At 63.3% G+C, this 22,310-nt stretch carries 26 protein-coding genes and 1 pseudogene; 14 read left to right on the top strand and 13 right to left on the bottom strand.

The features are described from left to right. Window positions 1–18 precede the first annotated feature (18 nt). The 5 genes from N5I32_RS19255 to N5I32_RS19235 form a co-directional block, all read right to left on the bottom strand. On the bottom strand, window positions 19–1,131 hold the full coding sequence (locus N5I32_RS19255) for a helix-turn-helix domain-containing protein (RefSeq protein ID WP_261497570.1): 1,113 nt from the start codon (window positions 1,129–1,131) through the stop codon (window positions 19–21). Window positions 1,132–1,334: 203 nt separating this feature from the next. Next, entirely contained in the window at window positions 1,335–2,264 is a 930-nt protein-coding gene (locus tag N5I32_RS19250) for a ParB/RepB/Spo0J family partition protein (protein WP_261497569.1), read from the bottom strand. Then, complete coding sequence (gene repA / locus N5I32_RS19245) at window positions 2,254–3,399, bottom strand: plasmid partitioning protein RepA (RefSeq protein WP_261497567.1); 1,146 nt, start codon at window positions 3,397–3,399, stop codon at window positions 2,254–2,256. Before repA ends, N5I32_RS19250 begins: the two co-directional genes overlap by 11 nt. A gap of 296 nt (window positions 3,400–3,695) precedes the next feature. Continuing rightward, entirely contained in the window at window positions 3,696–4,580 is an 885-nt protein-coding gene (locus N5I32_RS19240; protein WP_261497566.1) for a recombinase family protein, read from the bottom strand. A gap of 58 nt (window positions 4,581–4,638) precedes the next feature. Continuing rightward, window positions 4,639–5,682 carry a tyrosine-type recombinase/integrase gene (locus N5I32_RS19235; RefSeq protein ID WP_261497564.1) on the bottom strand — a complete coding sequence of 348 codons (1,044 nt, stop codon included), beginning with the start codon at window positions 5,680–5,682 and terminating at the stop codon, window positions 4,639–4,641. A gap of 72 nt (window positions 5,683–5,754) precedes the next feature. On the opposite strand from N5I32_RS19235, the gene N5I32_RS19230 reads away from it, so the two are divergent. Continuing rightward, the gene (locus N5I32_RS19230; protein ID WP_261497563.1) at window positions 5,755–5,994 is read left to right on the top strand and encodes an AbrB/MazE/SpoVT family DNA-binding domain-containing protein; all 240 of its coding nucleotides are present in this window, start codon (window positions 5,755–5,757) and stop codon (window positions 5,992–5,994) included. A 20-nt stretch (window positions 5,995–6,014) separates the two neighbouring features. Next, window positions 6,015–6,425, top strand: a complete 411-nt coding sequence (locus N5I32_RS19225) for a type II toxin-antitoxin system VapC family toxin (RefSeq protein ID WP_261497561.1) — start codon at window positions 6,015–6,017, stop codon at window positions 6,423–6,425. A gap of 328 nt (window positions 6,426–6,753) precedes the next feature. Here N5I32_RS19225 and N5I32_RS19220 read toward each other — a convergent pair whose 3' ends face one another. The 3 genes and pseudogenes from N5I32_RS19220 to N5I32_RS19210 form a co-directional block, all read right to left on the bottom strand. Further along, window positions 6,754–7,305 carry a carboxymuconolactone decarboxylase family protein gene (locus tag N5I32_RS19220; protein ID WP_261497560.1) on the bottom strand — a complete coding sequence of 184 codons (552 nt, stop codon included), beginning with the start codon at window positions 7,303–7,305 and terminating at the stop codon, window positions 6,754–6,756. A gap of 70 nt (window positions 7,306–7,375) precedes the next feature. Further along, a pseudogene (locus tag N5I32_RS19215) lies at window positions 7,376–7,699 on the bottom strand (DUF417 family protein); the annotation flags it as partial. Window positions 7,700–7,714: 15 nt separating this feature from the next. Beyond that, entirely contained in the window at window positions 7,715–7,861 is a 147-nt protein-coding gene (locus N5I32_RS19210; protein WP_261497559.1) for a hypothetical protein, read from the bottom strand. Between the two features lie 152 nt (window positions 7,862–8,013). Here N5I32_RS19210 and N5I32_RS19205 point away from each other — a divergent pair, with 152 nt between their 5' ends. Then, the gene (locus N5I32_RS19205) at window positions 8,014–8,604 is read left to right on the top strand and encodes a TetR/AcrR family transcriptional regulator (protein ID WP_261497558.1); all 591 of its coding nucleotides are present in this window, start codon (window positions 8,014–8,016) and stop codon (window positions 8,602–8,604) included. A gap of 30 nt (window positions 8,605–8,634) precedes the next feature. Here N5I32_RS19205 and N5I32_RS19200 read toward each other — a convergent pair whose 3' ends face one another. Further along, the gene (locus N5I32_RS19200; RefSeq protein ID WP_261497557.1) at window positions 8,635–8,952 is read right to left on the bottom strand and encodes a DMT family transporter; all 318 of its coding nucleotides are present in this window, start codon (window positions 8,950–8,952) and stop codon (window positions 8,635–8,637) included. Window positions 8,953–9,025: 73 nt separating this feature from the next. After that, on the bottom strand, window positions 9,026–9,619 hold the full coding sequence (locus N5I32_RS19195) for a TetR/AcrR family transcriptional regulator (protein ID WP_261497556.1): 594 nt from the start codon (window positions 9,617–9,619) through the stop codon (window positions 9,026–9,028). Window positions 9,620–9,858: 239 nt separating this feature from the next. Here N5I32_RS19195 and N5I32_RS19190 point away from each other — a divergent pair, with 239 nt between their 5' ends. The 6 genes from N5I32_RS19190 to N5I32_RS19165 all read left to right on the top strand — a co-directional run bounded on the left by N5I32_RS19190 (window position 9,859) and on the right by N5I32_RS19165 (window position 13,403). Further along, window positions 9,859–10,383 (top strand): MarR family winged helix-turn-helix transcriptional regulator, encoded by a 525-nt coding sequence (locus N5I32_RS19190; protein WP_261497555.1) that lies wholly within the window; start codon window positions 9,859–9,861, stop codon window positions 10,381–10,383. An 89-nt stretch (window positions 10,384–10,472) separates the two neighbouring features. Then, on the top strand, window positions 10,473–10,718 hold the full coding sequence (locus N5I32_RS19185) for a hypothetical protein (RefSeq protein ID WP_261497554.1): 246 nt from the start codon (window positions 10,473–10,475) through the stop codon (window positions 10,716–10,718). Beyond that, complete coding sequence (locus N5I32_RS19180) at window positions 10,718–11,467, top strand: hypothetical protein (protein ID WP_261497553.1); 750 nt, start codon at window positions 10,718–10,720, stop codon at window positions 11,465–11,467. Before N5I32_RS19185 ends, N5I32_RS19180 begins: the two co-directional genes overlap by 1 nt. A gap of 54 nt (window positions 11,468–11,521) precedes the next feature. Then, entirely contained in the window at window positions 11,522–11,986 is a 465-nt protein-coding gene (locus N5I32_RS19175) for a thioredoxin domain-containing protein (RefSeq protein ID WP_261497552.1), read from the top strand. Then, window positions 11,983–12,678 carry a glutamine amidotransferase gene (locus N5I32_RS19170; RefSeq protein WP_261497551.1) on the top strand — a complete coding sequence of 232 codons (696 nt, stop codon included), beginning with the start codon at window positions 11,983–11,985 and terminating at the stop codon, window positions 12,676–12,678. Before N5I32_RS19175 ends, N5I32_RS19170 begins: the two co-directional genes overlap by 4 nt. Continuing rightward, complete coding sequence (locus N5I32_RS19165; protein ID WP_261497550.1) at window positions 12,675–13,403, top strand: MOSC domain-containing protein; 729 nt, start codon at window positions 12,675–12,677, stop codon at window positions 13,401–13,403. Before N5I32_RS19170 ends, N5I32_RS19165 begins: the two co-directional genes overlap by 4 nt. A gap of 499 nt (window positions 13,404–13,902) precedes the next feature. Here the strand turns inward: N5I32_RS19165 and N5I32_RS19160 are convergent, their stop codons facing one another. Continuing rightward, window positions 13,903–15,015, bottom strand: coding sequence for a tyrosine-type recombinase/integrase (locus N5I32_RS19160; protein WP_261497549.1), 1,113 nt, complete (start codon window positions 15,013–15,015; stop codon window positions 13,903–13,905). Between the two features lie 368 nt (window positions 15,016–15,383). On the opposite strand from N5I32_RS19160, the gene N5I32_RS19155 reads away from it, so the two are divergent. The 5 genes from N5I32_RS19155 to scpB all read left to right on the top strand — a co-directional run bounded on the left by N5I32_RS19155 (window position 15,384) and on the right by scpB (window position 20,403). Continuing rightward, window positions 15,384–16,763, top strand: coding sequence for a TnsB C-terminal domain-containing protein (locus N5I32_RS19155; RefSeq protein ID WP_261497548.1), 1,380 nt, complete (start codon window positions 15,384–15,386; stop codon window positions 16,761–16,763). Continuing rightward, the gene (locus N5I32_RS19150) at window positions 16,760–17,695 is read left to right on the top strand and encodes a TniB family NTP-binding protein (RefSeq protein WP_261497546.1); all 936 of its coding nucleotides are present in this window, start codon (window positions 16,760–16,762) and stop codon (window positions 17,693–17,695) included. Before N5I32_RS19155 ends, N5I32_RS19150 begins: the two co-directional genes overlap by 4 nt. Further along, window positions 17,692–18,747, top strand: coding sequence for a TniQ family protein (locus N5I32_RS19145; RefSeq protein WP_261497545.1), 1,056 nt, complete (start codon window positions 17,692–17,694; stop codon window positions 18,745–18,747). The genes N5I32_RS19150 and N5I32_RS19145 overlap by 4 nt, the downstream gene beginning before the upstream one ends. Window positions 18,748–18,904: 157 nt before the next feature. Next, entirely contained in the window at window positions 18,905–19,792 is an 888-nt protein-coding gene (locus N5I32_RS19140) for a DUF1403 family protein (protein ID WP_035714019.1), read from the top strand. Between the two features lie 2 nt (window positions 19,793–19,794). Next, window positions 19,795–20,403: an SMC-Scp complex subunit ScpB gene (scpB, locus tag N5I32_RS19135; protein ID WP_261497544.1), complete on the top strand. Its 609-nt coding sequence runs from the start codon at window positions 19,795–19,797 to the stop codon at window positions 20,401–20,403. Window positions 20,404–20,429: 26 nt separating this feature from the next. Here scpB and N5I32_RS19130 read toward each other — a convergent pair whose 3' ends face one another. Both N5I32_RS19130 and N5I32_RS19125 read right to left on the bottom strand, forming a co-directional pair. Then, on the bottom strand, window positions 20,430–21,431 hold the full coding sequence (locus N5I32_RS19130; protein WP_261497543.1) for a TniQ family protein: 1,002 nt from the start codon (window positions 21,429–21,431) through the stop codon (window positions 20,430–20,432). Further along, on the bottom strand, window positions 21,428–22,309 hold the full coding sequence (locus N5I32_RS19125; RefSeq protein WP_035714025.1) for a TniB family NTP-binding protein: 882 nt from the start codon (window positions 22,307–22,309) through the stop codon (window positions 21,428–21,430). Before N5I32_RS19125 ends, N5I32_RS19130 begins: the two co-directional genes overlap by 4 nt. Window position 22,310: the final 1 nt, after the last annotated feature.

Here is a 22,310-nt window from a genome sequence, read left to right as displayed (position 1 = left end):
AAGTGCAAGCTGGTTGTTCTATGCCCGCATGACCGTTTCAAAGTATGCCTCGGGCTGCCTGATCTCTTCTCCCTTCCCCAACAGGTAATCCAAGATCAGTAGAAGTCGTCCAGCCCCAGCCCTCTCGAGACCACGCATCAGCTTTTCTTGGTGTATTCTAAGCAATCGACCGATATCGAAGAGAATGCGGTTCAGTGCTTCGCTTGTTCGCGGGGGGTCTGGAAAGAAGTCCGCGACATGTGAAAAGTCCGTCCAGGCCATTTTTGCAGGGTCTCGGTTCATGGTCGGTCCCCGAACGCTTTGGCAAGCGTTGGTCTGCTTCACGTGCGTGTCTTTCTTTATATGTTCTTTTTTTACAGACTCTATCTGCCGGTCATTTTGTCCGTTCCTGGCGGACATTTCGCTCGCGCACCCACCGCTGAAGGCTTGGCCGTGTGATTGTATTTGGTCCGCATGAGCGCTTGAACCGTGGCACTCTCCGTAGCTCTGCGCGGCGTTGGCTCGGAGCTCGCGGAGGCCAGCGATGATTTGCAAGACTGTGTCGGCAGTCAGGGTTGCTCGACGAAGCAGGTTTCTGATCGTTCCCAGTGCAGACAGCCGTGCTTCATCGATGTGCTCGTCATCAAGGAGGGATGCGCGCAGCGCAAGCGCTTCTGCCCTGAGGGAGCGAAGGTGTTCACGTTCTTCCGTGACCTTCGATGCTCTGGCTGCAAGAGCGTCGTGGCTCTGCAATAGCGGACCCAAGTCGATCCCAAACGCATCCCTGATGATGCCCCTGTAGCGGAGGGGAAAACGTTTGCCGTTCGCCGAACTCTTCCGCTGGATGAGTCCCGCAGCCTCAAGGCGCCCCAGGCAGCGACGAAGCGTTCTCTCATCTATGCCGTTTGCGCGCTCTGATAAGGAGGCGTTGGAGGGGAACACAACGGTCAGCTTGCACTGTGTTTCACCTCCGTTGGGACTCTGGGCGCGCGGGAGAAAGCTGATGAGCGCTGTCAGTACGGTGATGTCGTTGCTCGCCAGGCTCAGGTCTTTCCGAAGAACCCGTACTGGTCCCAGGATGTCGTAGGGGTTAGGGCAGGCAATAGCTGACTGTTCCGCCAAGGCGGTTCGTGCTTGAGTGACATGTCTCATGGTGTTTCGGAAGAAAAAGCTTCCCCGGTCACCGCGAGCGGTGTTGAACTCGATTCGTTTTGGGGGTATCAATCAGGTGTCGAGACTGATTGAGGCCCTTCGGAAGCACCGCTTTCGGGGGGTCTTTCCTTTTCTAGCCGGTCCTCCTTTCGTTTTCTGCTCGTTGCTCTTGATGTCTTGACCGCGGTCAAGACACGGGGTTGTCAGGTTGGGCCGTCTTGACCGCGGTCAAGAAGCTCGCCGATCAGCTTTCGGATGGCATCTTCGACGCGCGGGGCAAGGTCAGCGTCCACATCGATGGTGATGCGGTTGCCCTTGCGGCCGATCTTCACGCGCTCATCTGACTCAGCCTTGGGCGGAGTTGCCTTGGTGGCCGTAAGCAGCGTAACCGCTGCGTCAAGTCGGTCTGGGCCAGGCAAGGTACGGGGGATTCCGCGGGCGACTTCCTTGGCTCTCGAGACGTCCTTCTCGCACAGCCTGAAAAGCTTCTCCCAGACCCTCCGACCAACGCCATGTGCAGGTCCGATGGCCTGAATCATCTCCATTGGAATACCCGTCGCGATACGGTTCATCCGAGAGACGAGAGACTCATCGATCTGGAGCGCCCGATAGGCGATGGTCTGGGCGTTCTTGCGCGTTTCGTCTGTTTTCCCAAGTTCTCGAATGATCCCGGCGACGAACAGAGCCCTCTCGATAAACGAGGGGTCTTGGCGGGCATTGTTTTCAACGCCTTGGGCGATCAGAGCTTCCTCTTCGGTCATTTCCATGACCGTGGCCCGCACCTTCTGACCAAGCTCACGACAGGCGAGAAGCCTGCGGCGTCCATAGACGATCTCAAGTGCGCCATCCTGGGTTCGGCGGACAAGAATGGGAACCTTTTGCCCATGCTCCCGGATCGAGGACACAAGTTCCTCGAGGCCATCGCTCGGATCGATACGATCCATGACCGCGGACATCCGAACAGTGCTCGGGTCGATCAGGCGCGTGGCGTGCTTGTCTTCCTCGAGCACAGATGCTTGCGCACGAGCAACCGTCGGGCTCGTGCGCCTCAGATCCAGATCGACACCTTCGTCCGGCGTTGCAGCATTGCCCATCGCGTTTTTGAGTGAGTCTCCAAAGACCTTACGCGCCATGGCTACGCCCCCATGCCTTGAGGATTTCGCGTTCGACTTCGTCGGTCACGCGCGAAACGGACTCGATCGCACGCTCGTAGGTTCTGCGGTTCACGTCGCGAGGTTCGACCTCAAAGATGCTCTGTTGAGTGTTTGCGGCATCACCTACGGCAGTCGACTTCAGGAACTCGGCCGGCAGGACCGCATCGCCAAGAACCGTCCGAAGCAGAGACGAGATTTGGACCTGTGGACCGTCAGTGTTCTCGTAGCGCGTGATCAGGACCCTCACGAAGTTGAGGCCGTGTTCAGGGGCATGCGCCTCGACGACGCCCATCAGGTTGCTCGCCATGCCGAGGAAGCTCGCAAGGGACATGACATCGAGCATGGACGCGTTGAGCGGGATCAGGACCCCGGTGGAAGCAAAGAGGGCGGAGATCACCGAGAAATTCAGCTGAGGCGGGGTGTCGAAGATCACTACGTCATATCGGTCCAGGACAGGCTCAAGCGCTTCGCGGATCCGGCTGTGGAAGGTGGTTGCACCGTGTCGGAAGCTTAATGCGACTTCGAATTCGTACTCCATGATGTCCATGGAGGCCGGGATCAGATCCACGGTCGGGAAGTTCGTCTTGCGAATGATATCTGAGGCGGGCAGGGGCCCTTCCGACCGGATCAGATCATAGGAGGTCGGCATGTCCGGATCGAGTTCAGGGGTCACCCCGAACAGGTTTGTCAGACTTGCCTGGCTGTCGAGGTCGATCAGCAAGACCCGATAGCCGCGAAGGCCCAGTAGCTGACCAACATGAGCTACGGTCGACGTTTTTGCGGACCCGCCCTTCAGGTTGAAGATTGTCACGACCTGGCACGCTTCGCCGGCTCTTCTGTGAGGGTGCTCATCGGGCTTGATCCTGCCCGTCTCAAGAAGGACGCGTTGGGCCTCGACCATTTCTTCGGCAGAGAAGCTGCGGCGGTTGCCACCCTCAAGGATGCCTTCGGGAAAGCCCTCGAGGTTTGACACATGGTGGCGGAAGGTGTTCTGGTTGATCCGAAGGAGATCGGCCGCTTCACGCATCGTGAAACGACGGAGACCCTTCTGGGCATCCGGTGGGAAGGTTTCCTGCGCATGTTCACGCAACCGGCTACCTAGCCGCTTGGACATGACGTCGAATCTTTGAGAGGCCCGTATCCCGCTCATCACTGCCCTCAAGTCTTTATTGTTTTGTAGACCTTAACAGTTTTCGCGATTAAATCCAGCCCGAACTGTTGAGCGGCCTAGAAGCGTTGAGATGGCCTATTTCTGACGAGATAAAGTCGTTAAGTATCAATACCTTGGGTAGCCGTGTTCGCAGGTAACTTCAACAGTTCGTGGCCTGTGATGTCGTGGCCACAACATGTATTATGGACGCCTGCGTAACGACGATCTTCAGAATCGCGCGGTCGATTCCAACAACTTCATCACTCAAGCAGCCCCAACCTCTCAGCCCGCTCCAACAGCATCTTCACTGACGAGGGCTGCCAGCTTGTTCGCCCACGGGGCGTACGCTCGCGCATCGCTTCCAGCCGGGTGCAGATCGCCTGAAGCGTGATGTCGGGATCCGCGCCCTTGATGGCGGCGACGATGGCGGGCAGGCGGTCGTCGGTTTCGCGGCGACCGGCACGGCCCACGACGGTTTCGGGCAAGAAGCTGTCGCGGACATACGCATTCACGGCGCGCAGGAGGCGGCTTTGCGTCCATTGGCGTTCACGGGGCAGGGGGGCGTTGATGATGCGAAGCACGTCTTCCCAAGGCATGTCGGGCCGCAGGCGGCGCACGTGCGGCACCCAGTCCAGTGCGGTTTCATGTAGCCGTTCCATATAGCCGTCGTGTCGCGCCAGCCGCACCTTGCGCAGCGCCGCGGGATCGCGGGCGCGCAAGCCTGGATTGCCACCGATCCGCCCCTTGCTGCGCGCCGATGCCAGCCCCGCCTTGGTGCGTTCGCGGATGAGGGCGCGCTCGAACTCGGCCGCAGCACCCAGGACCTGCAAGGTGAACTTGCCCTGCGGCGAGGACGTGTCGATCGGATCGGTCAGCGAGCGGAAGAAAGCGCCCTTGGCTTCCAGCCGTTCAATCACCTCCAGCAGATGCGACAGCGACCGCGCCAGGCGGTCGATGCGCACAACGACCAGCGTGTCGCCCTTGCCGATCCGCTCCAGCACGCGGGCCAGCACCGGCCGCGCGCGGTTTCCGCCCGAGGCTTGTTCCTCATGGATATCCGCGCAGCCTGCCGATTTCAGGGCCTGTGACTGGGGCAGGGTGGTCTGATCTTCGGTCGAGACGCGCGCATAGCCGATCAGGGGCATCAAAACAGGCCGTTTGCAGTTTCGGATAGCGCCAATAAACGACCGTTTCCCTGCAAAGTCAGTCACCTAGAAGGTCGGTCGCGGGGTTCTCGCTGATCTCCACATCGGCATAGTACTTCTGGGCCTGCACGGCAGAGCGGTGCAAGGAGAGCTTCATCGCGGCGGCCAGAGGGGCTCCGTCAAGAGCGGCTTGAGTGAGGAATCCGGCACGCAGGCCGTGCGGTGTGGCGAAGTCCGCCGGCAGACCCGCTAAGACCAACCGGCGTCGCAGGATCGTCCGCAGCGCGTCAGAGGCAAGGCGGCGGGGGAGGGGGCGGTCGGAAAGGGAGACGGGACGAAACAGCGGGCCGCTGGTCAGCTTTGTCACGTCCAGCCAATGCACCAGAGCACGGGCTGCTCGTCCCTTCATCGGCAGGCGCGGAGCCTGATCCCTATTTGTGGTCTTGGTCTCCAGCAGGCGCAGCCAGACAAGACCTTTGGCGGCGAAATCTTCAAGTCCGACATCTTCGACGTTCAGAGCCGTCACCTCCGACCGCCGCCGGCCGCCGGACGCAAAGGCCAACATCAACATGGCACGGTCGCGGATACCGCGATGGCTGTCGTCGCACGAGGCCAGCAGCGCTTCCAGAATGTCGCGGGTCACTGGCTTGGGAGATTTCGGGACACGGGGCCGGGCATTGGCGCGCCGGGCTTTCTGTCGCGCCTGCTGCACCAGAGGCGACGAGAATGGCGAGGGCAGATTGCGCATCCGATGGAACGCCTGCCAGCTTGCGATCCGGCGGTCCAGCGTCGCCGGGGAAGGGCAGGTCAGCTCGCGCCGCAACCCGATGGCGATCAACTCCATCGCCACATCCTGCGCAACCCCCTGCTTTTCCGTCAGGTCCTGCGCGTGATCAAGGATGAATCGCAGCGCGACCTTCTCATCCTCGGGCCAATTCAGCGGCCTGCCGAAGGAGGCCATCTTCCAGGCCGCGATATAGGCCAGATCCCGTTCCCAGGCGCGCAGCGTGTTGGCGGGTGTGCCGCGACGGTAGAGATCGGTGAGCGCCGCCTCATCCGCGTCGGAGAGTTGCGCATAGGCAGGCAAGGCGAGCACACTCATGCCTGCACCTTGCAGAAGTAAGGCGAAATCGCTATCTGTAAGGAGCTCAAATAATTCTCCTTGGAGGACACCATGCAGGAATCGACCGTCACGACCAAGGGCCAGACCACCCTGCCGAAGGACGTGCGTACGGCCCTCAAACTGCACCCGGGTGACCGGGTTCGGTACATGATCCTCGACGGTGGGGAAGTCCGACTGGTGCGCAGCAGGCCCGTCATGCAATTGGCAGGCTTGCTGAAGGACCGGACCGACAAGCGGGCGACACTTGAAGAGATCGAAGAGGCGATTGCCAATGGCGCTTCTGGCCAATGACGTCCCAAACTTCGGTGCCTATGACCGGGCTTGATACAAATGTCCTGGTTCGTTTTTTGGTGCAGGACGATGTCGCACAGGCCAAGGCCGCGCAAGACCTGATGGCGACCTTTACCGAAGGGGCACCAGGCTTTATCTGCCGCGAGGTGCTGATCGAGTTGGTCTGGGTCTTGGAGCGCGCTTACGCTTTGCTGCGACCAGACATCGCCCGGGCTCTCGACGGTCTGATGGAGGCGCGCGAGGTGGTGATCGAGGCCGCAGATCGTGCCGCGATTGCCGTGGATCGCTATCGCAAGGGCGGTCCCGGCTTTGCCGACCAGATGATCGCGCTGGCAGGGCAGGGGGCCGGTTGCCAGGCAACGGTCACCTTTGACCGCAAGGCGGCAGGCCTCCCCGGGATGTCGCTGCTGGGCGCTGTTTCCGACCATTGATCCGGGGTATCTCGCACAGATTTCTCAAGCCAGAATGCCCCCTTTCTGCGCCCAGATCAACACCCATGATAAGGCGAACTTATCGCGGGTGTACATCCAGAAACTTGAAACTGCCAGTAGTGTGCATTAGTGCAATATTTTGCGCGTTAATGATGCTAATAAATTGAAAAGCATGAAATATTTTCGGCACGATTTTGCAGACACTTCGGACCAGGGATAGCCCAGTAAGGTGATGTCCCGACCATGCGGCAGAACTTTCATTCTTGCGCGCAACTGGAAGCCCGGGCCGACCGACTTGGTCGGCCCCGGGTATCAGGCGCAGACGGCGTCAGCCGACGCGATGGACTGAGGGGTCGATCTGCGGAAAATCGATCTCGGTCCTGGCGACGTGGTTGATGTAGTTGGTCAGGATGTTCGCGACGACGTTCGCCACCGTCTCGACAATCTCGCCATCCGTCGCACCAGCGGCGCGCACAGCCGCTAGGTCGGCATCTGCCACCTCGCCCCGTGTGGCGACGATATTGCGCGCAAAGGCAAGCAGGGCCGCAAGTTTGGAATCCGAGGACGAACCGCCAAGACGGGCAAGGATTTCGTCGTGCGGCACCTTCATCCCTTTGGAGATCGCGACATGGGCCGAGGCGCAGTAGCCGCAGGCGTTGGCTCCGGCGGTTGCAAGGGCGATGGCCTCGCGGGTCGGGGCGTCGAAGCTGCCCTTGCCCAGGGCTGCGCCGATCTGGAGATAGGTATCAAGGACGGCAGGTTCCTGCGCCATGACGCGCATCAGGTTCGGTGTCATGCCGATGCTCTTGCGAACGCCATCGAGCAGGTCCTTGGCGCGACCGGTTGCAGTTGCGGGATCGACGGGGGAAATACGGGACATGTCTGGTTTCCTTCTGGTGTGTTGGGGGTTGAAGAACGGTTCGGATCAGGGCGATGGAACGGGGCGCAGGTCAGCCGCGCCGCAGGTCTGAGAGCGCATCGCCAAGCGCCCAGAGCGCGATGCCCAGAAGCGGCAGGTCCTTGATCAGGAACTGACCGGGCACGACGGACAGGAAGGGAAATCCGCCAAGGCTCGGCTCCCAGCCCGGGGCGGTGAAGAGGAATGTCAGGGTCGTGACCAGCGTGGCAGAGATCGCCGCCGCCCCGGCGGCACCGGCAAGGGCCGACCAGGGGCGGAGTGCCAAGAGGATAGCGGCCGAAACCTCGACGACACCGATGGCCGCGGCCAGCCCTCGGACTCCGAACAGGCCATAGAGCCAGGACAGCAGCGGGCTCGACGCGACAAGACCCTAGATCGCCTCGGCCTCGTAGGCGGTGAACTTCATCAGGCCGATCGCGGCAAAGACAAAGGCCAGCCCGAAGACGGCGATGGTCCGGCCGGAACTGCTGAAGGATTGCCCGTAGGCGGCAAGAGATGGAACGGATTGGTCGGTCATCTGAAACTCCCTGATTTCGAAGCGGTCGCTCGGTGGCGATGAACGGGATATAGAGATTAGGAACCATTCGGTCTACAACCTGTCGCGCACGTTTCCGTGAGTTCTGGACCAACCGGTTTCTTACCTGTAGGCTGACCCAAGGAGGCCTTCCGATGGCACGACCGCGCGAATTTCAGATGGACGAGGCAACCGAACGCGCGATGGCGCTGTTCTGGTCGGGCGGGTATGAGGAGGTGTCGCTTGCCGACCTTCTGGACGCCATGCGGCTGTCGCGTGGCAGCCTTTACAAGGCCTATGGCGAGAAACAGGGGGTCTGGCTTGCAGCGCTCGACCTTTACGACAACCGGGTCGTCCAGCCTGCCGCGCAGGCTTTGGCGGATGCCGGAACTGGCCCGGGTCTGGCCCGGGTCACCCACTTCCTCGAAGCCCCGGCTGCGGCGTTGCGCGATGGCGATGACCGGCGGGGCTGTTTTCTGTGCAATGCGGCGGTGGACAGGGCCGCTAGTGACGGCAACACGCGCGAACGTGTCCTTGCCATGTTCATGGCCATCGAGCAGGGCCTGCAGGTGGCATTGGCCGATGCGGCGGCGGACCGGGGGTGGAGCGTCAGCACCGTCGACAAGAAGGCGAAGGCGACGCTGGCGGCCTATGTCGGGCTTCGCGTCCTGGTTCGCGCCGGATTTCCGCGCGACACCATCGACCTCATCACGGCAACCCATATCGAAACGCTGTCGGGGCCTTGACACGGTGCGACGCCCCGACAGGGTTTTAGGTCACAGGGTGCTGACCTTCAAACCTGCCACGCCGACGGCGATGGCCGCGACGGATGCAACCTTCAGAAGGCTTAGCGATTCCCCCAGCAGGGCCGCGCCAAGCGCCACGGTGCCCAAGGCACCGACCGCCGTCCAGATCGGATAGGCCACGCTGACCGGAAGCGTCTTCATCGCCAGCGTCAGGAAGGTGATGCCGCCGATGACCGCTATGATGGTGACGACGGTGGGGACGGGCCGTGTGAACCCCTCGGAATACTTCATGCTGAGTGCGAAGGTGACTTCGAAGGCGGCGGCAATTCCAAGATAGATCCAGGCCATGGTGTGTTCCTTTTGTGACTGATCGTGCAAGAATGGCATGCGCGTGTAGCCCGGGGCATGACCGTTCCGGGAGTCAGGGTTTCAGGAGGCGGAGAAAGGCCATGAGCAGGCCATCCGGAGAAACTGTGCAGGCGAGGCCGCGGCTGTGGACCATCATCCCGTCCCCGATGGCAACGGCCTGTGCCGCGAGCAGGGCAGGGGGCACGTCAGACCGTATCTCGCCCCGGGATTGGGCCTTGCGAAAAGCTGCCTCGAATCCTTCGTGCAGCCGTGAGGTTGCAAGCCGCGCTGCGTCGAGCGCAGCGAGGTCGGAGGGTCCCTTTTCGGCCAGGGTATTGACGACAAGGCAACCGTTGGTCCCGGCATCCCGAGCCCAGATACGGAAAGCTTCCGCCAAGCCTGCAAGGGGTGTCTCTCCGCCTTCGAGAGCGGACAGAATCTCTGCTGTCTTGCGGCGCGCGTAGCGATCAAGCGCCCGCCGGAACAGCTCCGCCTTGTCGCCAAAGGCATAGCGCAGGCTCTGCCGGTGCAACCCGGTCGCGGCCTCGAGATCGCTGTAGCTGGTGGTCTCGAACCCGCGGCACCAGAACAGGGCGATAACGCGGTCAAGCGTTTCGTCCTTTTCAAAGCTGCGCGGGCGACCGATAGAGATCTGCCTCTTTGTCATACTGCCATATTATGCACGCACATACACAAAACAAGTCACGACACGGTGATATGTTCCGAAAAAGGGCCTGGCGCAGGAATGGAGGTTGTCAAAGCGCCATGTCTAATATAATTAGGATTCCTAATTGAATCGATAGCGGCACCATGGAAACCCCTGACACGCAGATCCTTTTCGCCTTGGGCCGGATAACATCCGCTTTGCGAGCCGGGCTCTGGCAATCGGCCGGCGAGCTGGGGCTTGTGCCGGCCCAGGCCGAGATCCTGACCCGCATCGCCCGGCAATCGGCGCGCCCCGCCGACATTGCAGCGCATCTTGGCGTGTCCGCCGCCAGTGCAAGCGATTCCATTTCCTCGCTGGTCGCGAAGGGTCTGGCCCTGCGCCTGCCCGACCCGGAGGACGGGCGCGCGCAACGGCTGCTGCCGACCGAAGCGGGGTTGTGCCTCGCCGAAAAACTGACTGCCGCACCGACGGCGGTTCAGGGCGCACTGGCCGCTTTGCCGTCGCAAGATCAGGCCGCGCTTTTGCGGGCGCTGACCCTGATCATCCGCACCTTGCAAGAGGCCCGGGCGATCCCGGTGCAGCGGATGTGCGTGACCTGCCGCCATTTCCGGCCGCGCGTGCATGCCAATGCGGACCACCCCCATCACTGCGCATTTGTGGATGCCGCCTTCGGGGACGCAAGCCTGCGCCTCGACTGCGGCGAACACGAAGCGGCCCTGGCCGAGGAGGCCGCCGCGTTGTGGCGGCGGTTTGACGCGGCCTGAGCCACAAAGCCGGACGCCCCGCCCGCGGCAACGGGCGAGGCGTCCTTGTTGTCCACTCCGCCTATGGAAAAGACAGGAGACACCTGACCATGCCACAGAAAGCCACATTCTACCACGCCGGATGCAGCGTCTGCCTTGACGCAGAACGGCATCTCGCCACGGCGCTCGACCCGTCACGCTTCGCAGTCGAGATCGTCCACCTCGGCACCGACCGCGCCCGCATAGCCGAGGCCGAGGCCGCAGGCGTCGCCTCGGTGCCCGCGCTCGTGATCGGGGGCGTGCCCCTGCACATCAACTTCGGCGCCGCGCTGACCGACGTGAAGGGGGCGGCATGATGGCCCGGACCACGCTACGCACCGCGGCGCTGATCGTCGCCCTTCCCCTTGCCGCGCTGGCCGACGGCAGCCACGACCACAGCGGGGGCTTCGCGGCCGACGGCGGCAACGCCACGCTTGCTCCCTTCGACATCGTCCACACCCGGATCACGACCGAGGGCAACGTCGCCGTCTTCCACATGGCGGTCTCGGGTGTCGCGGGCGAGGCGCGGCCGGCGCCCACCGGCGTGCTGGCGGGGTCGGAAGTCTTTGCCTATGTCTGGCCGACCAGCCTCGATGCCGGCACGGTGGGCTTCGATCCCGGCGCGGGGATCCTCGCGCTGGCGGCGACGGCGCATCCCGACTTCGACGACACGCCGCTCTTCGACGAGAACGGCGATGGCGACCGCGGCAACGACGGCGACCTCTGGCACAGCCACTGGGTCGTGCTCGGCCCCGACGAGGCCTGCGGTCCGGGCGCGCTGAAGGTGATCGACATCCCCGAAGGCGCGTCGCCGCGCCTGCCACTGACCTGGCCCGGGCTGCCGCTTCTGATCGACAGCCCCGGCTGGCAACCCGTTGTCAGCGCCGAGACGATCGAGGTGCGCGTGCCCTTCGCCGAGGTCGGCCTGGTCGAGGCGGCGAGCTTCGACGGGGTGACGGCCGGCCTGCGCGTCAACGCAAACGTCCATGCGCCGCTCCTGTGCGTCACGGACGTCTTCGATGTGGCCTCGGGCGATCTGAGCCTGCCGGGGCGTGTGAACCAGTAAGTCGTCGGGGCGGCGCCTGCCGTCGCCCCGATCCCATCCGACAGGGCCAGGATCATGACCGAAGACCCCTCTTTCCACGTTGCGCGCTGGCTGAACACCGACGGCCCCCTGTCGCTGGCGGATTTCCGCGGCCGGGTGCTGGCAGTCGAGGTGTTCCAGATGCTTTGCCCAGGCTGCGTGATGCACGGTCTGCCGCAGGCAGGCCGGATCGCCGCCACCTTCGACCCCGCCGAGATCGCCGTGATCGGCCTGCATGCAGTGTTCGAGCACCATGCGGCGAACAGTGCCGAAGCGCTGGCCGCCTTCCTGCACGAATGGCGCATCCGTTTCCCCGTGGCCATCGATGCCCCCGGGACGGGCGCGCTTCCGCGCACAATGGAGGCCTGGGGCCTGCAAGGCACACCTTCGTTGGTGCTGTTCGACCGCGCGGGCCGTATGCGCGCGCGCCACTTCGGACAGATCGGCGACCTTGCACTTGGTGCGGAACTGATGGCGTTAGTGAAGGAGAGCCTGGAATGACCGCGATCGCAATCACCCATGTGGCCTTCGAGGACGCCGGATTGCTGCAGCCGGTCCTTGCCGAGCGTGGCATTGCCCTGCGCACCTGCCCAGCCTGGGCAATTCCTGATGAGGCGGAATACGCCGATCTGGTGATCTTGCTCGGCGGGCCGATCAGCGTGAACGACGCCGCCGATTACCCCTTCCTGCGGCGCGAGATTGACCTCGCCCGGACCCGGATCGCGATGGGCCGACCGACCATCGGGATCTGTCTCGGAGCGCAGATCATGGCCTGCGCCATCGGCGGCACGGTCGGCTCCGGTCCGGCGAAAGAGATCGGCTGGGCGCCGGTTGAGCTGACGGCAGCGGGCCGGGCCAGCGCGCTTGAGGCACTTGATGGCATTCCCGTCCTGCACTGGCACGGCGAGGTCTGCCATCTGCCGCCGCAAATTCCGAGCCTTGCCGCGACCGCGGCCTGCGCAACCCAGGCCTTTGCGCCCGGCCCGCGCGCCCTCGCGCTCCAGTTTCACGCCGAGGCTGGCGCGCAGGGGATCGAGCCCTGGCTCGTCGGACATACGTTGGAAATCGCGGCCACGTCCGGGATCGGGGTCACCGGTCTGCGCGCAGACACGGCGCGCCATGGCCTGCGGCTGGAAACGGCGGCGCGCGCAATGTTCCATCGCTGGCTGGCCGAGACCGGGGTGGGCGCATGACCGTCTTTCGCGTTCGAGAAGTCCGCATCGGTCCTGCGCGCCCCTTTGGACCTCAGGGCCAGCCCTCGGCCATCGACAAGCGCGTGGTCGAGGGTCCGACCATGGCCTCCACGACGGGCCTTGCAGGAGACACGCAGGGCGACCCGCGCCATCACGGCGGGCCGGACAAGGCGATTCACGCCTATGCCGTGGCTCATTACCCGGTCTGGGCAGAGGAACAGCCCGAGCGCGCCGAGCGCTTTCGGCCCGGGGCGTTCGGCGAGAACCTGGTGGTCGAGGGCGCGACAGAGGCCGACATCTGCCTCGGCGACCGGTGGCGACTGGGCGATGTTCTGCTCGAGGTCAGCCAGGGGCGGCAGCCCTGCTGGAAGCTGAACCTGCGCTTTGGAGTGCCCGATATGGCGCGCCGCGTACAGGACACCGGCCGGACCGGCTGGTACTTCCGCGTGATCGAAGCCGGGAGCCTTCATGCAGGCCTTGAGGCGCGTCTGACCGCCCGGTCGAACCCCGCCTGGCCACTCGCCCGTGTGGCACAGGTGCTTTACCGCGACACCCTCGATCTCGCATCCCTTGGCGGCCTTGCTGCGCTTGAGGGCCTGCCCGAAAGCTGGAGGCGGCTCGCAGCGCGCCGGATCGAGGTGCGGCGGGTCGAGGACTGGTCCGCACGCCTCGACAGCCCGCCCGTGCCCCTGACCGGACCCACGACAGTTGGGACCGCAGCATAAATACTCCCGGCATAGGTTAGATGAGCGACCAATCCTTTCAGTCAGCGTGCGGCGGAACTTGTACAATATATTGTTTTCATTTAGTATTTTCTTGCAATACGTGCTGATTGTAAACCACCGTTTGTAAACGAATGCAAGGGTACGCTGTGTGGTGCTGATCGCTGGAAACCCCTTCGTTTCCATGCGCTGTACGCGACTAGAGCGCTCTCCACGGACACCGCGCGCGCGTACTATATAAGGAGCAAATGCAGCCCCACAGAAAACCCTTGGGTAGTTTGCATAATAGTCGTATTTTGCACATATGAAGCCCTACCTCACTGTTCTGCCTGATAGTCCTGACGAAGCCCTCGGCGATCCCGAGGGAAGAGAACAGGCGTCCGAAGACGACCTGTGGTTGTCGCGTTTGGTTCCCGATTTCAATTGAAGCGATTAGCTGAAACCTGAGCGGTCTGGTTGGAGCTTGGCATTTCAGCAAAGGCTCGACGGAAGGGCAGGGGGCTTACAGGCCTGCGGCCTTGGTCAGGTTCACCCGGAACCTGTCGCGGCGTCGCTGGTATCGGCGGGTCATCTCTGCGCTGGCATGACCAAGCTGCTTTTGAACGTAGCGCTCATCAACTTCCGCGCTGCTGGCAAGGCCTGCGCGCAGGGAATGGCCCGAGAACAGCCGCACGCGCTCGGCTTCAGGCAGATCAGGGCGTAGCCCGGCCTCGCGGGCGCAGGACTTGATCAGCCGGGCGACGTGCTTGTCGGACAACCGCTCGCTCGTAGCTTTCAGGCCGTTGCGTGACGTGGCGACGAAGATCGGGCCGAAGTCGATCCTTGCGTAATGCAGCCACTGCGTCAGGGCATGGACCGGGCAGGTCTGATCTGATGAGCCGCGGGCGATTTCGACCTCGCGCCAACCGGTCTTGCCGCGCAGGGTGAGGAGCACGCCGTCCTCCAAGATCTCGACCCAGCCGCCGGAGTCAGGCGTGTCATCCTTGCCGTGGTCGAGGCTGACAATTTCGGACCGACGCAGGCCACCAGCAAAGCCGATCAGCAGGATCGCCCGGTCGCGCAGGCCGCGCAAATCGTGGGGGAGGGTTGCCAGCATGTCGCGCAGGTCTTCCGGCAGAATGGCCTCTTTCTGTGCTGGTGGCCGTGCGTGCTTGCGGCGGATGCCAGCCAGGACGCTGGCAATGTGCCGATCTTTGCGGTCGAGCCGCTCTCCGCGCTGCGCATAGCCCCAGGTCAGGCCAGACAGCCGCCGTTCTATAGAGGAGGCCGAGAGGGCAGGTGCTTTGCCGCTCGGCGCTGCCAGATCGGCGATGTAGAGGCCGATCAGCTGGGACGACGAGGGGAGAGGGTCCGCGCCACGCATCCGGCACCAGCGCGCGAAGTGGGCCCAATCCTTGGTGTAGGCCTTCAGCGTGTTCTCCGACGCCGCCTGACGCGCATAGTCACGCGCCGTTTCGACCAGGCGGTCGAGCGTGCCCGAGCCAGCGACATGGGAGGGCGGGGCGATCGTGTCGCGCTCCGTATCAGCGCTGTCGTCCCGCTCATGGCGATCGGGACGTTCCGGGGGTTCTGAAGGCGATTTCTCGGGCGTTTCGGTCTGTCGTTCTTGTTCCATTGATGGACTCTAACGCACTGATATCATTGTATTCATGTTCTTGTTTCATTTCTGGATTCTAATTTCATTATCGGACACAAGATACCATTTTCTTGGTTTTAGCCATGTCGGACCGAACAGACATCTTCGGCGTTGGCGATGCCGCATGGGAACGGGCAGTTGCACGGGAGGCTGTGGTTCGCCGACTTGCGTGCAAAGCTAGCCCAAGCCGAGCGGACGTCCTCGCAGCCTGCCGGGACCTTGGGCTTAAGCGATCACGCATCTACGAACTGATCCGTGCTTATAAGGCGCGCCCAGCCACCAGTTCTTTGCTGACGGCTCAAGCGGGATCCCCAGCGGGCCGCCGCCGGCTGCCGGACGAGATCGAAGTGCTGATTTCTGAGGCGATCGCGAGCTTCTTCAAATCACGTCAGAAGCCGAGCATCCATGCCCTGCAAAAAGAGGTGCGCAGGCTTTGCTGTCAGCGGGGCCTGCGTGCCCCGTCCTGGACCACGCTGCGGGACCGTGTGGCGGCATTGGATCCGGCCGAGCTGGTTGCCGCCCGAGAAGGGGCGAAGGCTGCGCGCCATTTTTATCGGCCGGTTCCTGGCACCTATCAGGTCGACGGGATATTCGAGGTGGTCCAGATTGATCACACGCTGGTCGATGTCATCATCGTGGATCGGGCGCAACGTCAGCCCTTGCAGCGGCCCTGGCTGACGTTGGCCATCGATGTCGCGAGCCGCATGGTTGCAGGGTTCTATCTGACACTGGAGCCACCGTCCGCTTTGTCTGTCTCACTTGTCATCCAGCACCTGGTTCAACCGAAGCTGGATTGGCTTGAAAGCCTGGGCATCGATGCGAGCTGGCCCGCAGCGGGAATGCCCGAGACCATTCATGTCGACAATGCCAAGGAGTTTCGTTCCAAGGCACTGCGGCGCGGTGCTGAAGAACATGGGATTTCGCTACAATATCGTCCGATCGGCGCGCCACATTACGGTGGCCATATCGAACGGTTGATCGGCACGATGATGGGGGCCGTGCATTTGCTACCCGGATCGACCTTCAGCAACACTCAGGATCGCGGCGAGTATGACTCGGCCGCCAGATCGGCCATGACGCTGGACGAGTTGGAGCGCTGGCTCGCCTTGGAAATCACCCGCTACCATGCTGAGCGCCATCGGTCCCTCGGCATTCCGCCCCTTGCGGCCTGGCAGGAGGCCTATGCGCGGCGTGACACATCTCTGCGGCAGCCATACGACCTGGAAGGGTTCCGGATCGATTTTCTGCCCAGTGTCGAACGCATGGTGCGTCGCGATGGCATCCATCTCTTCGGCCTACGGTACTGGGACGATATCCTGAGCCTTTGGGCGGGCAGAGGCGACCGGCAGTTGCGTGTGTCCTACGATCCGCGCGATCTCTCGAGGGTGTTCGTGCGATTGCCGGATGGTCAGCGATACCCGGTGCGGTTTGCCGATCTGCGCCATCCTCCGATCACCTTGGCCGAGCATCGCCGCGCACAGGTGGTTTTGAGGGAGCGGGGGCGGTCGCTTGAGGACGAAACGCTGATTTTCGCAGTGATCGAAGAGCAAAGGGCCCTTGTCGATGCCGCAACCGGCAAAACCCGGGAGGCCAGACGGCTCACAGAACGGCGCGACAGGGCGCTGTCCGGCGTCGAGCTCGCCGCGATCGAAGAAAGTATCCCCGATCACGCGGAAGCCTGCGACATCCTCGATGTGCCCACGTTCGAAGTGGAGGAATGGTCATGAGCGGAGCAGGGGGGTGCCCGCATCTCGATCCGGCGTATCGGAAGTTCGCGGGGCTCCCGGATGACGAGCGTATCGCCTGGATCCGGGCCGACCGCTGGATCGGCTTCGATCAGGCTGGCCTGGCGCTCGCGCGCCTGGAAAACCTGCTGACCTACCCAGCCCGTGACCGGATGCCCTGTTTGCTGATCTATGGCGACACGGGCATGGGAAAGACCAAGATTGTCCGCAAGTTCGAGCGCGCTCACCCGCCAAAGTTCTGTCAGGTGACCGGTGTTGATCGTCGTCCAGTGGTGGTTGCTCAAGTGCCATCCGAACCGCTCGAACGGGACCTTTACCGCGAATTGCTGTCCAGCATGGGCGCGCCGGCAATGGCCGGGGGCACACTGGCCCGCGAGAAGGATGTCTGCCGCGCGCTGCTGCGCACGGTCGGGGCGAAGATGATCATTCTCGACGAGGTGAACGGCATGCTGGCCGGCACATACAGGCAGCAGCGAATTTTCCTTAATGCCATAAGGTTCCTCGCTAACGATCTGCGGATTCCCCTGGTCTGCGCAGGGACCGACCTTGCCCGTCAGGCGCTGCTGACGGATGCGCAATTGGCGGAACGGTTCGAAGCGTTTCACCTCAAGCCCTGGAAGAACGATGCCGCCTTTGCCGGACTGCTGAAAAGCCTCGGGCACATCCTGCCGCTGCGCGAGCCGTCCGATTTGACGGGCCCCGCGACCAGGGCACGGGTCCATGCGCTGACCTCTGGTGTAACGGCGCGCATACTCCGTTTGATCGAGACCGCGGCGGAAGCAGCCGTTCACTCTGGCCGGGAGAGACTCGACGCCGAGAGTTTCGGGGATGATCTGGTGCTGCCGCTGGTGTCGATGACGCAAAGCAATCGCCGTCGCTCGCGTCAAACTCTGCAACCCCAGGTTTCGGCATGACAGCGGCGATCCGGCTTCCCGTTGCACCGCGCCCGTTTCGGGATGAATTGCTCTCCTCCTGGATGGCACGGGTCGCCGCCCGCTATGATCTGGAGGTGCCGGGGCTAACAGCCTATCTGGTAGGGCAGGGGGGCCGCGCCCCGGATTTGCGGAAGATCGACGATATATGCCCCGATCGCGGTTTGCTCAGGCTTTGGGCGCGGGGTTGTCGGATCGATTCCGCGCGTCTTGAACGCCTGTCTCTGAAATCCAGATACACCGAACGCCCGCCGGACTGGTTCTTCGAGGGGGCGAGGGGAACAGTTCCGGCTTGCCTTGCCTGTTTCGATGCCGATTTAGCGGCAGGGCGCGACGCCTACGTACGGGCGGAATGGCGGCTGGCGGAACAGATCGTCTGCCCGGCGCACACAGAAATGCTGCGGGATCGCTGCCCCGGCTGTGGATGCCATCTGCGGATCTCGTTCAGAATACGCGACGGCCGGTTGCGCCCATTCTGCCGTAAATGCGATGGTCAACTCACCGGAAGGGGAGGGGCGGCGGCGGTTCGTTCGGCCGCCGAATTCGCCAAAACAGTCTTCGGTCTGCAACGGCAGGCCGGACGGATCGTCAGAGGGTGCGCGGATCTTCGCGCACCTCTCGAGCAGGCAATTCGCACTTTGTGGGCGCCGCTTGATCGTGTGGACGCGGCCCGCCCGGTCTTGGCGCTCTGGTTCGACCAACCCGGATGGCATTGCCCTTTCGAGGTCCGGGCCGTCGTGGGCACACCCGCGCCGCTGAGGCGCCTTCCGGTTCGGTGGCGTGCGCTGACGCTAGTTGTGCTGCAGGACTTGTTTGGAGCTGCGCTTGTTTCAGACGGCACGATGCCGGAGGCGGCCTCCAGATTGTTCAGGCGCGTCGCGCCGACACGATATCTGAGCCAGGAACGGGCGTCAGCGATCTGCAAAGGAATGCCCCATGCTGACCGGGGCAAACGAGGAGTCCAGAGATTGAGCAAGAGCCCGGTCCACCGATTAAGTGGAAACTTTGAAGGCGAGAGGGCTGATTTCGGGTGAATCCACCCATGAAACTAAAACGACAGGTCATGCTTGTGACCCTATCGTCTTTACGTCCGATAATGCAATCTTATTGGACATTGTGGAGCCGACAAAGCTGCGGCGCTATAGGTGCATTTCTCTGGCAGAAAGCGCCGTCACAATATAAGCTGCCGACATGGGAAAACCGCGCGCCGAGCCTTTGGAAACCTTGCCGATGCTGCCCCCGCTGCCGGGCTGGATCGTCTCTGCGCCGTCCGAGCCGCCGGAGGCTGCGGCCTTCCGGTCCGGGGCCGCGCTGGCGCATCTGGGTCAGGCAATGGCGTCGGGGGATGTGCCTCTGGCGCTGTGGCGCGATCGTCTGGCCCTGACGGCGGCCGAGAACTGCGCTGCGATGGCGGGGCGAAGGGAAGGGCAGGGCGCCTTGCGCGATGCCCTGCACCTGACGGGACCGGGCGACGACCCCGGCCCGGCGGGGCGGATCGCACGGCAGTGGTCACGCGCGGCGGCGCGGCCGGTTTCGGTCGCGCATCTGGTCAATACGCTGGACGGAGTAACGGCAGAGCGGATCGCGCTTTGCCTTGATGCCACCGGACCGACCCCAGTGGACCGCGCGGCGCAGGTCGTCGAGGCGGTGCTGACCGATAGTCCGCGAGCCGAGGCCGCCGCCCTGATCCTGTCCGATGCCGCGTTGGCAAAAGCGTTGGGGGCAACGCATGTGCTGCCGCTTCTGGCGCTGACGCTCAAGCCCCGCGATATACGCTTGCGGGGCGATGATCTGCGGCTGGCCTGTCACCGCGCCGTTGTCTCTGCCGTTCGGCAGGCGCTGCCGCTGGCCGGCGATCTGGCCCGTGCGGCGGCCCGCCTTCGGGCAGTGGCCCCGAAGCTGCGCGCCAAGGCGGCGGGCCGGGCGGTCGATCTGTTCCTGTCGCGCGATGCGCTGGTGCCGGGGGCATTGGCCTTCATGTCGGATCGGGCCGCGCGACGGCTCTGCGACCGACTGGTGGCGCTCGGCGCCGTGCGCGAACTGACAGGGCGGGACACGTTCCGACTTTACGGGGTCTGAGCATGGGGCGGCGCGAGGACACAGAACTTGACCGCGAATTGGCCGTTCTTCCCCCTGAGCTGCGCTGGCGGGAATGGATGCGTCGGATCGAGGCGGTGCTGTTCGCAAGCACGACCCCGGTGGCGCGCGAGGATCTGGCGCGGGTCGTGGGGCAGGGGGCCTCAGTCGATCTGTTGATCGAGGATCTGGCTGTGGATCTGGAAGGCCGACCCTATGAGGTGGCACAGGTGGGAAAGGCGTGGATGCTGCGCACGCGCGCGGCCTATGCCCCGGCGATCCGCGCCGCGGCGGATGTGGACGGCCAAGCGCTGAACCTGTCGGAATACGATCTGGCCGTGCTGGCGGCGATTGCGTATCACCAGCCGATCAGCCGCGACGGGTTGAAGGACATCTTCGGAAAAGGGATCAGCCGTGACCTGATCGGCCGACTTGCCGAGCGGGACCTGATCGGCACCGGCCCTCGCGAACCCCGCCGTGGCGCGCCTCATACCTTCGTCACCACCGAGGCGTTCTTGGCTGCCTTCGGGATGGAGTCCTTGCGCGACCTGCCAGACCCCGAGCAATTGGACGATGCAGGCCTGGCAGGCCCATCGGGGGCCATGGAAGGTTAGGCGACCGGCCAGGCTTCAGCAGGAAATCAGCGACTTTGGTGAAGCCGGATTGCTGCCCGCAGCAAGGCGGCCAGATCAGGCTCTCTGGAGGAGGAGGCCGGCCCCGGCCCGACAGTTTCGCCAAGCCGATCTCTGAGCGTCCCGACCAACCCCTTGTGGTTTTCGGAGGCGCGGGCCAGCCCGAGCCAGAAGGTCAGCGGGCCGCGTTCTGTGGGGTCTCTTACCTCGATCTGCCGCTCTGACAACCGCTGGAAGAAATTGTAGCGAACCCGATGCGACAAGAATGGGACCGTTGATGTCGCCGTTCTGACGGGCACTGGGTGTTTCATAAGCTGCACGGCAAGAGACTTCCGGTCGTCCTGCGCGCGCTCAGCGGAATCAAGGCGCAGCAGATCGTCGATCAGCCGCTCGAGGCGCCGGGCGCCCGTGCTTGCCGGGCCAGTCGGTTTTGCGAGAGGGGCGTCGCAGAAGGCGCAGTACTGTTGTGGCACGAGGCGAGCCTGACGAAATGGCGCAAGGCTCTGCCCACAAGACGGGCAACGGTCGCGCAAGCGGCAGCCATGGCGAAAGCAGGACACGCGGGTTGCCAAGGTCCAGCTCCGCCGGAAATAGGGCACCTCGTCTTCCCCCAGGCAGGAGGGACAGAACTGCAACCAACAGGACTGCGCCGTCGATGTCCCTGCATCTTGCGGCCGGGTCCGCAGCCGCAAGCGCAGGGTCGAGAGTGGACTGTTGGCCAGACAAAGACCGTCGATCTCGTCGGGGCAGATCGCCGTATGGTCGAGCAGCAAGCGACGAACAGAATCCGGCAGATGCCGGTCAAGTTGCGCCGACCATGTCTCGCCGGCCACCCCGAGCACCGCTCCAAAATAGCGCGGCGGCACACCATTGGCATGTGCAAGCCGATGCAGCCAGCTTGACAAAAGCTCCCCAGGAGCTGGCCGGACGTCCACCGGCCAGCGATGCCCCGCGGCCACTCTATAGCGGCGGGCCGGGGAGACGGTGATCCTCTGCGCACTGCTGGTCATGTCATTGAATGGCGCAAGGCCGAGTTCCGTCGCCGTGACAGCGGTACATAGCCGAGGGCCATGACGGTGCTGGACGTGATCCTTTCCTCACCGCTCTCAACAGCTGCCACCGCCGTCCGGGTGACGATGTCGACCACCTCGCCAATCAGCCCTTCCGACAGATCATGGATCATTTTGGCCAGGGGAGGTCGTGAGAGGTTTGAGGCATGCGCAAGCGGCATGCTGGCCTCGAGACTGTCGAGAAGCGTGGCGAAGTCTTCGTCGAATCCCCACCGTGACACTGCGACCGTATCGAACCGCGAGCCCATTTCTTCAGTGTCGTGCAATGCATCATAGACAGCGATTTCGCCGACAAGCACGGGCGAGATGTCATGCACGCGTGCGATCCGCCGCAGGAACGAGAAGATTGCCTTCACATCCTGTCGGCGTCCGCGCAGAACACTGTGGAATTCGTCGAAGATGAGCAGGCGCGGCTTGACGCTGTCGAGAAGATGATCGACCTGTTCGCTGGCGCGGGACAGGCTACGCCAGCCGGCAGCTTGCGGGGCGCGCAGTCCGGACAGAATGCTGGCGTAGAAATGCGACAGGCCTGCCCCCTCCCGGGTCTGGATCACCCAGACCCTTTGCCGGTCGGCACGGCGCAGATGTTCGACGGCGAAGCGTTCGGCGATCATGGTCTTGCCGTTGTGATAGGGACCAGCAATCAACAAGCCGCGTGGACGGAGTGATGGCGGGCGTTCCAACAGCTGCCGCATCGCATCATGTGCCGCAGAGGCACCGGGATGGCCTATCCAGCGTGGCGCCCGAATATGAGCAATGCGGGTGGCAGCATCCGCATCGAGCAACGCTGAGGTTGATGGTAGGAGATGGTCGGCCATG

It is taken from the genome of Albidovulum sediminis (assembly GCF_025380365.1).
Taxonomy (GTDB): Bacteria; Pseudomonadota; Alphaproteobacteria; order Rhodobacterales; family Rhodobacteraceae; genus Albidovulum; species Albidovulum sediminis.
This window is presented reverse-complemented; position numbering and strand designations above follow the sequence as displayed.